This window comes from Streptomyces sp. NPDC048718 (assembly GCF_043198875.1).
GTDB lineage: Bacteria > Actinomycetota > Actinomycetes > Streptomycetales > Streptomycetaceae > Streptomyces.
Genome location: NZ_JBICVG010000002.1, coordinates 111253 through 124307, shown reverse-complemented (window position 1 = coordinate 124307; position 13055 = coordinate 111253). Strand labels below are relative to the sequence as shown.

Sequence of the window (13055 nt, the reverse complement as noted above, 5' to 3'; positions counted from 1 at the left end):
CCCCTCCCAGCCAAGGAGCCCGCCATGCCCGCCGACCCCGACGTCCTCAGCGCCCCCCTCGTCGTCTCCTTCCCCTTCACCCGCTCCCTCGGCCCCGTCCAGTCCGCTTTCCTCACCGGACTGCGCGAGCGGATCGTTCTCGGGGTGCGCACCGAGGCCGGGAAGGTGCTCGTCCCGCCCGTGGAGTACGACCCCGACACCGCGGCCGAGCTGAGCGAGCTCGTCGAGGTCGCCGCCACCGGGACCGTCACCACCTGGGCCTGGAACCCGGCGCCCCGCCCCGGGCAGCCCCTGGCCACCCCGTTCGCCTGGGTCCTGGTCCGCCCCGACGGCGCCGACACCGCCCTGCTGCACGCCCTCGACGCCCCCGGACCGGACCGGGTCCGCACCGGTATGCGCGTCCGCGTCCGCTGGGCCGCCCAGCGCGACGGCGCCATCACCGACATCGCCTGCTTCGAACCCTGTGAGGGCACCGAGGGCACCGAGGGCACCGACGACACCGCGAACACCGGTCACGGCTCGGCCGCCCTCGAACCCCGACCCCATGACGGGGTGTTCGCCGACCCCGTCACCGGCATCGTCACCCCCGCCCGCCTCGACTACACCTACACCCCCGGCCGGGCCCAGACCGCCTGGCTGGACGCCCTCGCCGACCGCCGGACCGTCGGCGAACGCTGCCCCTCCTGCGCCCAGGTCTACGTACCGCCCCGCGGCGCCTGCCCCACCTGCGGCGTCGCGACCACCGAGCGCGTCGAGGTCGGCCCGCGCGGCACCGTCACCACGTACTGCGTCGTGAACATCAAAGCGAAGAACCTCGACATCGAAGTCCCGTACGTCTACGCCCACATCGCCCTCGACGGCGCCGGACTCGCCCTGCACGGCCGGATCGCCGGCATCCCCTGCGACCAGGTCCGCATGGGCCTGCGGGTCGAGCCCGTGTGGGCCGACGGCGCCCGCTACCCCGACCACTACCGCCCCAGCGGCGAGCCGGACGCCGACTACGACACCTACAAGGAGCTGCTGTGAGCGAAGGGCCCCGCCGCGTCGCGATCGTCGCCTTCGCCCAGAGCGACCACCGCCGCCGCACCGACGAGGTGTCCGAGGTCGAGATGGTGATGCCGGTCCTGCACGAGGTCCTCGGCACGATGGGACTCACCGCCGCGGACATCGGCTTCACCTGCTCCGGCTCCTCCGACTACCTTGCCGGGCGCGCCTTCTCCTTCACCATGACCCTGGACGGCGTCGGCGCCTGGCCGCCGCTCTCCGAGTCCCATGTGGAGACGGACGGCGCGTGGGCGCTGTACGAGGCGTGGGTCAGGCTCCTCACCGGCGAGACGGACACGGCGCTCGTCTACGCGTACGGGAAGTCCTCGCCCGGCTCCCTGCGCGACGTGCTCAGCCGCCAGCTCGACCCGTACTACACCGCCCCGCTGTGGCCCGACTCCGTCGCGCTCGCCGCGCTCCAGGCCCGGGCCCTGATCGACGCCGGGACGACCGACGAGACCGCGCTCGCGGCCATCGCCGCCCGCGGACGCGAGGACGCGGCCGCCAACCCCCGCGCCCAGCTGCGGGGCGCCCGCCCGCAGGGCGACTACGTCGTCGCGCCGCTGCGCACCGGCGACTGCCCGCCCATCGGCGACGGCGCCGCCGCCGTCGTCCTGGCCGCCGGGGACCGGGCCCGCGAGCTGTGCGCCCGGCCCGCGTGGATCACCGGCATGGACCACCGGATCGAGGCCCACGCACTGGGCGTGCGCGATCTCACCGACTCGCCCTCCACCCGGCTCGCCGCCGAACGCGCCGGCGCCTTCGCCCCCGCCGCCCGCCCGCTCGACACCGCCGAACTGCACGCCCCCTTCACCTCCCAGGAAGTCGTCCTGCGCCGGGCACTCCGCCTCGGCGACGAGGTCCGCGTCAACCCCTCGGGCGGCGCGCCGGCCGCCAACCCGATGATGGCCGCCGGTCTGATCCGGCTCGGCGAGGCCGCCGCCCGCGTCCACCGGGGCGAGTCCCACCGTGCCCTCGCCCACGCCACGTCCGGACCCTGCCTCCAGCAGAACCTGGTCGCCGTCCTCGAGGGCGACCCGCGCCCGTGACCGCCGCCGAGCAGCCGAACCGCCGCGCCGCCGGACGAGCGAAGCCAAGGAGCCCACGTGAGCAAGGAACCCGTCGCCGTCGTCGGCATCGGCCAGACCCGGCACGCCGCCGCCCGCCGCGACGTCTCGATCGCCGGCCTCGTCCGTGAGGCCGCCCGGCGCGCCCTCGACGACGCCGGGTCCACCTGGGCGGACGTCGACGCGGTGGTCGTCGGAAAGGCGCCCGACTTCTTCGAGGGCGTGATGATGCCGGAGCTGTATCTGGCGGACGCGCTCGGCGCGGTCGGCAAGCCCATGCTGCGGGTGCACACCGCGGGCTCGGTCGGCGGCTCGACCGCGCTGGTCGCCGCCCAGTTGGTCGCCGCCCGGGTCCACCGCACCGTCCTCACCGTCGCCTTCGAGAAACAGTCCGAGTCCAACGCCATGTGGGGCCTGTCGCTCCCGGTGCCCTTCCAGCAGCCGCTGCTGGCCGGCGCCGGGGGCTTCTTCGCCCCGCACGTGCGCGCCTACATCCGGCGCGCCGGCGCCCCCGCCACGACCGGCACGCTCGTCGCGTACAAGGACCGTCGCAACGCGCTGCGCAACCCCTTCGCCCACCTCCACGAGCACGACGTCACCCTGGAGAAGGTGCGGTCGTCGCCGATGCTGTGGGACCCGATCCGCTACTCGGAGACCTGTCCGTCCTCCGACGGGGCCTGCGCGATGGTCCTCACCGGCCGGGCGGGAGCGGCCCGTTCGCCCCGCCCGCCGGCCTGGCTGCTCGGCGGGGCGATGCGCAGCGAGCCCACACTCTTCGCGGGCAAGGACTTCGTGTCCCCGCGGGCCGGCCGGGACTGCGCCGCCGACGTCTACCGGCAGGCCGGGATCACCGACCCGCGCCGCCAGATCGACGCCGTCGAGATGTACGTGCCGTTCTCCTGGTACGAGCCGATGTGGCTGGAGAACCTCGGCTTCGCCGAGGAGGGCGAGGGCTGGAAGCTCACCGAGGCCGGGGTCACGGAGATCGGCGGCGACCTGCCCGTGAACCCGTCCGGGGGAGTGCTGTCCAGCAACCCGATCGGCGCCTCCGGCATGCTGCGGTTCGCGGAGGCGGCGATGCAGGTCCGCGGGCAGGCCGGGGACCACCAGATCGAGGGGGCGCGTACGGCGCTCGGACACGCGTACGGAGGGGGCGCGCAGTTCTTCTCGATGTGGCTCGTCGGCGACCGCCCGCCCGCGACGTGAGGTCTGTCGGCGTCCGGGGCCGCTCGATACGCTGAGGCCAGGACGACGAGGGGAGTCACGGACGTGGCGGACGGCACCATCGCGCGGCAGGCCTTCACGGGGGCGGAGCCCCCGCCCGAGATCGATCTGTCGGGGGCGGACTGGCGCTCCGGCAGCCAGGGCGTCGGGGACGTTCAGATCGCGTTCGTCGAGGGGGTCATCGCGATGCGCAACGGGCGGCGGCCGGAGGTTTTGTCGATCGTGTTCACGCCCGCGGAGTGGCGGGCGTTCGTGGTGAACGCGCGCGACGGGGAGTTCGATCTGACATGACGACCGGAACACCTTTCCCGAACGCCGCCCCGGACACCGCCGAGAAGACCGCCGCGCCGGAGCGCGACCTGTCCCGGATGCTCGCCGGTCTCCGGCCCGAACTGCGTCCCGGCCGCTACGCGTTCACCATCGTGTCCGGCCCGGACGCGCTGCCCGCAGGGATCGACCCGGTCGTCACGGTCGCCGAGCCCGAGGGGCTGACACTGGTGGTGCGGCAGGAGGAGGCCGACGCGGCCTCGCTGGCGTACGACTACGTGGCCGGCTGGATCACCCTGCGCGTGCACTCCGCGCTCGACGCCGTCGGGCTGACGGCGGCGGTCGCCGGCGCGCTGGCCGACGCCGGGCTGAGCTGCAACGTCGTCGCCGGTTTCCACCATGATCACCTCTTTGTGGAACACGCCGGGGCGGAGCGGGCGTTGGCCGTCCTCGAAGCGCTCTCGGAAGGTGGCCGCGAAGCCACTCCCTGAGGGCGCGCACCGGCGTACGCTGAGGCTTTCGAGGGGTGACCGCCCCGACGCACCACCCTGTGCGCCGGGCGTGCGCCCCCATCGTGGGGGTAGACGACGATGGCAGCACAGCACACGGGCGCGCCGGCCGGACGGGGCCTCGGCCTGTTCGAACGCGAGGCCGAGCTCGCGGCGGCCGAGGAGGCCCTGAACCTCCTCGTCGGCCTCGACCCGGCCGCCGCACCCCTGCCCTCCTGCCCCATAGCCGTCGCCGAGGCCGGCTTCACCCCCGCCGCCCCCGGACCCGCGTCCGACGGCCCCGCCGCCCCCATCGGCCCCCTCCACGCCTTCGGGCACGAGCGGGCGGGGCTCACGGACCCGTACGGACCGGCGGATGCTCCGGTACGGACACCGGCCGAGCCCGCCGCCCCCAGCGCCACGGCCACTCTGCCCGACCGCTCCGACCGCACCCCCGGAGTACGCCACCCCCGCAGGCTGCGCCTCGTCTCCGTCCCCGGCCGCTCCGCCGACCGCATACCCGCCGGGACGTCCCGCCGCCCCGGCGGGCCGCCCCGGCGCGGCGGAGTGCTCGCGTTCGCCGCCCCCGCCGGACTCGGCAAGACCACCCTCCTCACCGAGATCCGCCGCCGCGCCGCCTACAAGGGAGCGACCGTGCTGTCGGCCCGCGGCGGCGACCAGGAACAGCGCGTCGCCTTCCATGTGGCCCGTCAGCTCCTCCAGCCCCGGCTGGCCGGCGCGTCCCCGGCCGAACTGCGCGAACGGCTCGGCAGCTGGTACGACATCGTCGGCCCCGCGCTCGGACTGTGCACCGCGGCCGAAGGCTCCCCGCCCGACCCCCAGGGACTGCGCGACGGACTCGACTGGGTCCTCACCCATCTCGCCGTACGCGGTGCCCCGCTCGTCGTCGTCCTCGACGACGCCCACTGGGCCGACCCCGAATCCCTCGGCTGGCTCTCCGCGTTCGCGCCCCGCGCCGAGGAACTCCCCATGCTGCTCGTCGTCGCCTACCGGCCCGACGAACTTCCAGACGACGGAGAGGAGTTCACCGGCCGCCGGTCCGGACGGCGCCCGCTCGGCCTGGAACCGCTCACCTCCACCGCCATCGCCCGGCTGGTCCGCGACCGCGTCGGCTCCCACGCCGACGACGCCTTCTGCCACGCCTGCTGGACCATCACCTCCGGCAACCCCTTCGAGGCCGTCGAACTCGCCGCCAAGATCCACGACCGAGGTCTCGAACCCACCGCCGAGCGCACCTCCGCCCTGCGCGACCTGGCGGCCGCCGTCAAGGGCAGCGGCCTCATCGCCCAGATCGAACGCCTCGGCCCCGCCACCGTCCGCCTCGCCTGGGCCTGCGCCGTCCTCGGCACCGAGATCTCGCCCCAGCTCGCCGGCGCCGTCGCCGGACTCGGCGGCGAGGACGTCGCCCGAGGCGCCGCCCTGCTGCGCCGCGCCCGCGTCCTCGCCGAGGCCCGGCCCCGGATCCCGCACCAGGCCCGTCCGCAGGGCCACGACGCCACCACCGGTCCCGAACCGACGGACTCCGGCCCCGAACCGGTGGACGACACCCTGGAGTTCGTCCACCCCCTCGTCGCCACCGCCGTCTACGAGGCGATTTTGCCCGCCACCCGCGTCGCCCTGCACGGCCAGGCCGCCTGGTGCGTCGTCGACGCGGGCCTCGGACCCACCGCCGCCGCCCGCCACCTGGTCGAGACCCACCCCGAGAGCGACCCGTGGGTCGTCCAGCAACTGCGCGCCGCCGCCCGGGAACTGCTGCGGGCCGGCGCCCCCGACACCGCCCGCAGCTATCTCGCCCGCGCCCTGCGCGAGCCCCCGGACCACACGGAACGCGCCGCCGTCCTGTTCGAACTCGGCAGCGCCTCCCTGCTCACCGAACCCGCCACCACCGTCAACCATCTGCGCGCCGCCCTGGAGGAACCGATCGCCGACCCGGCCCTGCGCCACGGCATCGTCTACCGGCTCTCCCAGGTCCTCGCCCACAGCGACCGGCTCGTCGAGGCGTCCGAACTCCTCGCCCGCGAGGCCCGGCTCACCACCGACGCCCGCAGCCGGCTGCGCATGCAGTCCGAGAAGTTCATGTGGGACGCCTTCCGCGCCGACGAACCCGAGTCGCCCGCCCGCTCCCGGCGGCTGGCCCGGCTCGCCGACCGCCTCACCGGACGCGACCTCACCGAGCGCTACATCATCGGCCTGCGCGCCTGGGACGCCACCTTGCGCGGCGAACCCTCCCAGGTCGCCGTCGGTCACGCCGAGCGCGCCCTGCGCGGCGGACTGAGCTGGGCCGACGAGAGCCGCGGCTTCGAGGTCCCGGTCCTGACCGCCCTCACCTTCCTCTACGCCGACCGGCCCGGCCGCGCCGAGGAACTGTTCGCCGCCGGAACCGCCGAGTTCGAGACCCAGGGCTGGCGCGGCGGCCACCTCGCCTTCGCCTACACCCTGCTCGGCTACATCCGCTACCGCCGCGGCCGTCTCGTCGAGGCCGAGGACTTCGTCCGCGCCGGCCTCCGGCTCGCCGAGCGGGTGGGCCCGCGCACCCCCGCCCACTGGTACGCCACCGGCGTCATGATCGAGGTGCTCCTCGCCCGCGGCCGCACCGAGGAGGCCGAGGAGGTCGCCCTCGCCCACGACTTCGGTGCACCCTTCCCCGCCGCCGTCACCTTTCCCGACGCGCGGACCGTCCACGCCGAACTGCTCCTCGCGCTCGGCCGCACCGAGGAGGCCGCCGCCGAGCTCGCGGCCGTCGGCCGCCGGCTCGACCCGCGCGGCATCCGCAACCCCGCCTGGTGTCCCTGGCAGGTCCATCTCGCCCTCGCCGAGTCCGTCACGGCCCCGGAGCGGGCCCGCGCGACCGCCCTGGAGGCCGTCGCCCGCGCCCACCAGTACGGTGCGCCCTCCGCGATCGGCCAGGCGCTCCGGGTCACCGCCGAGGTCTCCGGCGACATCGATCGGGTGAAGCTTCTGGAGGAGTCCGTCGACTGGCTCGACCGCTCGCCCGCCGCGTACGAGCTGGCCCGCTCCCTGGTCGCCCTCGGGGCCGCGCTGCGCCGCGCGGGCCGGGTCGACGAGGCCGCCGGACATCTCTACCGGGGCCTGGAGACCGCCCAGGACTGCGGCGCCGACGGGCTCGTCGAGCAGGCCCGGACCGAACTCGCCACCGCCGGCCTGCGCCCCCGCACCCTGACCCCGGCCGGCTCCGACACCCTCACCGCGCGTGAGCGGACCGCCGCGGAGCTGACCGTCCGGGGCGCGGACCCGGCCGCCGTCCTCGGCACGGACCGGGCCGACGTCACCCGGCTGCTGTCCGCCGCGTACCGCAAGCTCGGCACCGACCCCGCCGGACTCGCCGAGGCGCTCACCGGTGCGGGGTCCTGACCCGCTCCGGAGCGCACGGCCCTGGATCGTGTGTGGGGGGAGTGCGTGCCAGGCGTCGCACGGTGGGGGTACCTCCCAGGCGAAGCTCTCAGGGAGGCAGTTTGAAGACACGGCCTGGGTCGCCCCGGCGCGCCGAGGCGTGCGCCGGGGCACGTACCATGGCGGTATGTCCTTCCTCCGCCGCCGCAGCGCCGCCACACCCGCGGGCCCGGACTTCGACGTCCTGGCCATGGATCCCGGGGACTGGCCCGGCAATCTCGGCGCCGGCCTCCTCCCGGCTCCCGACGGCAGCTGCCAGGGTGTCTTCCTGCGCTACGACCTGTTCGGCGGCCGCGGCCCCGCGATGATCATCGGCAATCTGCCCGAGGGCTCCCCGGCCCGCGAGCTGGCCGACGGCCAGGTCCCCTTCGAGGTGGCCCAGCTGCTCGCCGCCCTCGGCAACGACGAGCCGGTCGAGGTCCAGGGCCGCGAGGACGTCCCCGTGATGCAGGGCGACAACCTGCTGATCGTCCGCCGCCTCAAGCTCTCCGAGAGCCGGATCTCCTGCGTGCAGTTCGATCGCAGCGACAACGTCCTGGTGACCATCGCCAGTTGGGACCGGCCCATCACCGACGATCTGTACGCGCTGCTGAAGCCGCTGCCCGCCGAGCTGTTCCAGCAGGACTGAGCCAAGGGGAGGCGGGGCCGATGAGCGGCGTGCGCGTCGACAGCTGGATCTGGGCCGTACGGCTGGCCAAGACCCGCTCCCAGGCCGCCGCGGCCTGCCGGGCCGGGCACGTGAAGGTCAACGGTGAGCGGGCCAAGCCCGCCCAGCCGGTGAAGACCGGCGACGAGGTCCGGGCCTTCCATGGCGGCCGGCAGCGGATCGTCGAGGTGAAGCAGCTGCTCGTCAAGCGGGTCGGCCCGCCGGCCGCCGCCGAGGCGTACACCGACAACAGCCCGCCCCCGCCGCCCCGCGAGCAGGTCGCCGTCGCGGCGGTCCGCGACCGGGGCGCCGGCCGCCCGACCAAGCGGGACCGCCGCGAACTCGACGCCCTGCGCGGCGCGCGCCCCTGACCCGCGAGGCGAGTGGGCCGCCCTCGGCACCGAATGGGTCCCGGGGCGGCCCGCTTTCTATCCCACGGGTGCTCCGTACGCGGCCGCCAGCCGTGCCGCCGAGGTTCCCAGGCCCCGCGGCCCTCGCCGCAGCAGCGAACTCCCGGCCCCCGCGGGCAGATCCTCGGCCGCGTAACGCCGTGCGTTCCGGTGCCAGTTGAGGATGCCGGCGAGCCAGTCCTCCAGCTCGCCCAGATAACTCCTGAAGGCCGCCCGGCCTCGTGTGTCGAGCCCGAAGTCCAGGAGCAACCGGGGGACTTCGCGTGTCTTCGCGTGCTCGTACTGGGACAGCCGACTGCGCATCAGGTCGTGGATCATCGACACCGCCGTCGGGTAGTCGCAGCCGAAGAACGACCGCACCACGAGCGCGCCGTTGTTCAGCTCGCCCTCGACCTCGATCTCCTTCTGGTACGAGAACAGGTCGTTGAGCAGGGTCGCGTAGTCCATCACCGCCCGCTCCAAGGAGCGCACCGTGTCCGTGCGGAAGAGCTCGGGTGGCAGCGTCGCCTCCTGCCGCAACCGGGCCAGCAGCATGGTCAGCTCGGAGCCGAAGGTGCAGCGGCGCATCTCGATGTAGTCGACGGGGTCGGGCACCCGGTTCTGGTCCGTGTTGTGCAGCTCCCACAGCCAGCTGTCGAGCATGGTGTCCATGGCCTGCCGCAGCCGCTCCCGGGCCGGCCCCGCCATCGGGCCCGCCGTACGTGCCCACAGGTCGGCCAGCCCGGCTTCCAGCGGGCCTCGCGCCGATGCCGCGCCGGCGGCCGGATCGTCCAGGGGCATGCAGGCCTTGAGCCGGTCGTTCTGCGCCCGCGCCCCGATCGTGTCGCGGGTCCGGCCGAAGACGAGCGGATAGTAGTCGTCCGCGTAGGTGCCCCAGGTCAGCCAGGTGGCGCTCGATTCCAGCTCCTCCACGGTGGCGTCCGGATCCAGCCCGGCGGCGCACAGCGCGAAGTCGAAGCCCTCCAGCATCGGCCGGTCCCAGATGTCGCGGAGCAGTCCCATCCGCTCGGCCCACTCCACCGAACGGCGCTTGGCCTCCTCATGGTGGGGGCTGAGGTGGAGCGGATAGGGCAGGTCGAACTCCGGCAGCAGTGACGGGCCCACCTTCTCGTGTGGTGTGTGGGTGAGCGTGCGCAGCCGGACGGCGGCGGGGCGCCCGAACAGGGTGCGGATGTCGAGCGCGGAAGTCCCGATCGCCCTGTCGGGGAGTGAACTCCCCTTCACCAGGCCCTCGTTCATATAGCGGCTGGAGCGCAGATGCCACTCGTGGCCGCCGGACTGCCAGTCCTGGAGGCCCTTGGTGTACGCGGCGACGGCCGCCGCCTCGGCCGGGCCGAGGCCCTGCTCCAGGCAGAGCGGCGGAACCTCGGTCAGGGCCGTGTTCTCGAACTGCTGGAGCCGTGAGGTCAGCAGGTCGTTGACGGTGTCCGCGGCCTCCTGCGGGGTGCAGTCGAGGAACCGCTCCAGGACGAGGACACCATTGCTGTTCTCGCCCTCGTCCTCCACCTCGCGCTGGTAGGAGAAGAGGTCGTTGCGCAGATGGACGGCGTCGGAGAAGGAGTCCCGCAGGACGCGCAGCGGCCGTGCGGCGGCCACCCGCTCCGGCACCTCGGCGCCCGCCGCGAACTCGACGAGCCCCGCCGACCAGGGCGCTCCGCCCACCTTGCGGCGCATCTCGATGTACTCGACCGGGTTGGCCACCCGGCCCTCGTCGATGTTGTCGAGCTCCCACAGGGACGCGTACAGCAGATGCCGGGTCGCTTCCGCGAACCTGACCCGCCATGCCTCCGACATCGAGGGCACGGTCCGCCGCCACAGATCGGCGAGCCCCGCCTCGACCGGGTTGACCGGACCGGGCAGGTCGGCCGCCGGATCGGCCGGCATGAACGGCGGCAGCCGGTCCAGGTACGCCTTCCCGCCCGCCCGGTCCTGGGAGCGCTTGAAGGTCTCCAGGAAGTGGTCGTCGAAGAAGAACACCCAGGTGTACCAGTCGGTGACGAGGTTCAGCGTCTCCGCGTCGCAGTCCGGATGGGTGTACGCGCACAGCAGCGCGTAGTCGTGGGCCTGGAGGTCCGCCTCCTCCCAGATGCCGGAGCCCTCCAGCATGCCCATGGCCCGTGCCCAGTCGCGGGTGTGGCCGCGGGCCGTCTCCACATGGGGATTGAGCCGTGCCGGGTACGGAACGTAGAAGTCCGGCAGAACGAAGGGCTGAGCCATGCCTGGGTGGCCTCTCGGTGAGTGTGGCGGAAGGTCGGACGGCCAGCATGACCTGCCGGACCCCGGATCCACCGGAACCCTGAAATAGTCATATGGAATGACGAAAGGTGCCGCGAGGCCGGGGAGTTCACCCCGGTCCCGCGACACCTCCGTCCCGCACCCGGGGCCCGGCCGCGAAGGCAGGCCCCCAATCCGCCTCAGGACTCGGAGACTCGCACGTCGGCGGCCTTCACGAAGGCCACCCGATGCCCGAACTGGATCTCGTAGTACTCCTCCTGGCCCCGGACCACCGTGTGACCCGTGACGTCGAACGTCGGAGAGTAGAAGTACTCACCGGGCGTGTGCCCGCCCACCACGTACCGCTGCCCGGCGAGCAGCTTGTACGGCAGCGGCGAGACCGACTGCACCGGCACCCCCGCCGGATAGGCCGAGGCCTCCGGATAGGCCCGCCCGTACACCGGCACCGACGTCAGACCCTCGCGCGGGGTCAGCACCCGGCCGCGCGCGTTCACCGCCGTCGGCTCGGCCTTGGGGTTGTGGAACCAGGCCTTCTGGCCGAGGTACCAGATCGCCGTCCAGTCGCCCTGACGCTCCGCCACCGCGAAGCTCTGGCCGGTGGTGGCGCGCGCCCCCAGGTCGTTCACCCCTGTGGTGGAGTTCTGGCCGCCCGGCCGCAGACCGATGTCCTTCACCAGCGGCGCGTCGGCGCTCGGCGCCGTGTGCAGCCGCACCGCCCCGCTCCCGTGCGGCGCGCAGGCCTGGCCGGCCTTCTCGCACCCCGTGTACACCGGCTGGTTCGACGCGTAGTCCGGACGGATCGTCACCACGCCCGCGTGCGGGCCGGCGCTCGGTGTGATCGGACGGCCGAGCAGCTGGAAGTAGTGCGCCCAGTCCCAGTACGGACCCGGGTCGGTGTGCATGCCCGGGATGCCGGACGTGGTCGTCGCCGGCACGGTGTCGTGCCCGAGGATGTGCTGACGGTCCAGCGGAATGTCGAACCGCTTCGCCAGATAACGCACCAGCCGCGCCGACGAACGGTACATCGCCTCCGTGTACCAGGAGTCCGGCGAGGTCAGGAAGCCCTCGTGCTCCAGGCCCACCGACTTGGCGTTCACGAACCAGTTGCCCGCGTGCCAGCCCACGTCCTTCAGCGCCAGGTGCTGCGCGATCCGGCCGTCCGAGGAGCGCAGCGTGTACTGCCACGAGACGTACGTCGGATCCTGCACCAGCTTCAGGGTGGTGGCCCAGCTTCCCTCGGTGTCGTGGATCACGATGTAGTCGACCGACTGGGACTCCGGCCGGTTCCCCTTGTCGTGGTTGCCGTAGTCGCCGTCCCCGAACTCCTCGTACGGGGCCGGGATCCACTCGCACGCCACGGTCGGCGGGCATTCCACCGGGCCCTTCGCGGGCGCCCGCAGCCCCAGCCCCGCCACCTGCCCCGTGGCCGGCGCGACCCCGGGATCGGCGGCCAGCGTGACCAGCTGACCGCTGTCCGTGGTCCGCGACTCGCCCGTGCGGATCACGTCGAAGACGTCGTCGGCGTACCGCGACGCCGTCGCCGTGTCGTCCGCGCCCGAGTAGCGGGCCACCGCCCCGTACCAGTCCGCGGGATCCGAGCTCGCCGGCAGCCCGGCGTCCCGCTGCGCCTCGGCGAGCAGGGCGGCGCCGCCCTCGATGTTCGCCGCGGTGCTCGTCCGCAGCTCCTCGGCGGGCAGCCCCGACAGCGTGGCGGCCCGCTCCAGCGTCCGCAGCCCCGCGGGCGGCGCGCTCGGCTCCGGCAGCGGGGTGTCGGCGCCGGACCGGACCGGCCGGGCGTCGTCGCCGCGCGCGTCCTCCGCCGGGTCCGAGTGATGCGGCGCCTCGGCGAGGGCCGTCACGGCGTCCGTCAGATGCATGGGGCCGTAGCCGCCGGTGACACTCGGCGCGCCGCCGTGCGCGTCCCAGCGGGACTGGAGGTACGACACGGCGAGCAGCACGCTCTGCGGCACACCGTGGTGCTCGGCCGCCACCGCGAACTGCTGCTGCAACGAGCCCGGCACGGGCGCCTCGGCGGTGGCCGACGGCGTGGCGGACACGGACAGCAGCGGAAGGAGCAGCACGGCCGGTGCGACACGTCTCAGTGACGTGGATCGGAGCAAGGCAGCCTCCAGGGCAAGGGGAGAGTACGGGGACGTGCGGGACCGGACCCGTACAGGGGTAGCGGCTTGTGAACGATCCGTCAATCACGCCTCACGCATGGCGATTTACCACGTCAGAACGG

The 13055-nt window shown here is 73.9% G+C and carries 10 protein-coding genes; 8 read left to right on the top strand and 2 right to left on the bottom strand.

Annotated elements, in window-relative coordinates:
* The first annotated feature begins 24 nt into the window (after window positions 1-24).
* The 8 genes from ACGFRB_RS03620 to ACGFRB_RS03585 all read left to right on the top strand — a co-directional run bounded on the left by ACGFRB_RS03620 (window position 25) and on the right by ACGFRB_RS03585 (window position 8539).
* Window positions 25-1026: a Zn-ribbon domain-containing OB-fold protein gene (locus tag ACGFRB_RS03620; protein WP_393238479.1), complete on the top strand. Its 1002-nt coding sequence runs from the start codon at window positions 25-27 to the stop codon at window positions 1024-1026.
* Window positions 1023-2093, top strand: coding sequence for a thiolase domain-containing protein (locus ACGFRB_RS03615; RefSeq protein ID WP_393238476.1), 1071 nt, complete (start codon window positions 1023-1025; stop codon window positions 2091-2093). The genes ACGFRB_RS03620 and ACGFRB_RS03615 overlap by 4 nt, the downstream gene beginning before the upstream one ends.
* Window positions 2094-2150: 57 nt before the next feature.
* Window positions 2151-3317 (top strand): thiolase domain-containing protein, encoded by a 1167-nt coding sequence (locus ACGFRB_RS03610; protein WP_393238473.1) that lies wholly within the window; start codon window positions 2151-2153, stop codon window positions 3315-3317.
* 63 nt (window positions 3318-3380) lie between these two features.
* A complete protein-coding gene (locus ACGFRB_RS03605) occupies window positions 3381-3626 on the top strand; it encodes a DUF397 domain-containing protein (protein ID WP_393238470.1) in 246 nt (81 codons plus the stop codon).
* Window positions 3623-4093, top strand: coding sequence for an ACT domain-containing protein (locus ACGFRB_RS03600; RefSeq protein WP_393238467.1), 471 nt, complete (start codon window positions 3623-3625; stop codon window positions 4091-4093). The genes ACGFRB_RS03605 and ACGFRB_RS03600 overlap by 4 nt, the downstream gene beginning before the upstream one ends.
* A gap of 99 nt (window positions 4094-4192) precedes the next feature.
* Window positions 4193-7483 carry an ATP-binding protein gene (locus tag ACGFRB_RS03595; RefSeq protein WP_393238464.1) on the top strand — a complete coding sequence of 1097 codons (3291 nt, stop codon included), beginning with the start codon at window positions 4193-4195 and terminating at the stop codon, window positions 7481-7483.
* 166 nt (window positions 7484-7649) lie between these two features.
* Entirely contained in the window at window positions 7650-8150 is a 501-nt protein-coding gene (locus ACGFRB_RS03590) for a hypothetical protein (RefSeq protein WP_363008112.1), read from the top strand.
* A 20-nt stretch (window positions 8151-8170) separates the two neighbouring features.
* Window positions 8171-8539: an RNA-binding S4 domain-containing protein gene (locus ACGFRB_RS03585; protein WP_393238459.1), complete on the top strand. Its 369-nt coding sequence runs from the start codon at window positions 8171-8173 to the stop codon at window positions 8537-8539.
* A gap of 57 nt (window positions 8540-8596) precedes the next feature.
* Here the strand turns inward: ACGFRB_RS03585 and ACGFRB_RS03580 are convergent, their stop codons facing one another.
* Together ACGFRB_RS03580 and ACGFRB_RS03575 are read right to left on the bottom strand one after the other, a co-directional pair.
* Window positions 8597-10795 (bottom strand): germacradienol/geosmin synthase, encoded by a 2199-nt coding sequence (locus ACGFRB_RS03580; RefSeq protein ID WP_393238457.1) that lies wholly within the window; start codon window positions 10793-10795, stop codon window positions 8597-8599.
* A 197-nt stretch (window positions 10796-10992) separates the two neighbouring features.
* Entirely contained in the window at window positions 10993-12870 is a 1878-nt protein-coding gene (locus ACGFRB_RS03575; protein ID WP_393238454.1) for an N-acetylmuramoyl-L-alanine amidase, read from the bottom strand.
* Between the last annotated feature and the right edge of the window lie 185 nt (window positions 12871-13055).

Excerpts from the sequence above, each read along its gene's own strand:
- ACGFRB_RS03595 (WP_393238464.1), top strand. The coding sequence starts at position 4,193 with ATGGCAGCACAGCACACGGGCGCGCCGGCCGGACGGGGCCTCGGCCTG.
- ACGFRB_RS03580 (WP_393238457.1), bottom strand. The coding sequence starts at position 10,795 with ATGGCTCAGCCCTTCGTTCTGCCGGACTTCTACGTTCCGTACCCGGCA.
- ACGFRB_RS03585 (WP_393238459.1), top strand. The coding sequence starts at position 8,171 with ATGAGCGGCGTGCGCGTCGACAGCTGGATCTGGGCCGTACGGCTGGCC.
- ACGFRB_RS03620 (WP_393238479.1), top strand. The coding sequence starts at position 25 with ATGCCCGCCGACCCCGACGTCCTCAGCGCCCCCCTCGTCGTCTCCTTC.
- ACGFRB_RS03590 (WP_363008112.1), top strand. The coding sequence starts at position 7,650 with ATGTCCTTCCTCCGCCGCCGCAGCGCCGCCACACCCGCGGGCCCGGAC.
- ACGFRB_RS03600 (WP_393238467.1), top strand. The coding sequence starts at position 3,623 with ATGACGACCGGAACACCTTTCCCGAACGCCGCCCCGGACACCGCCGAG.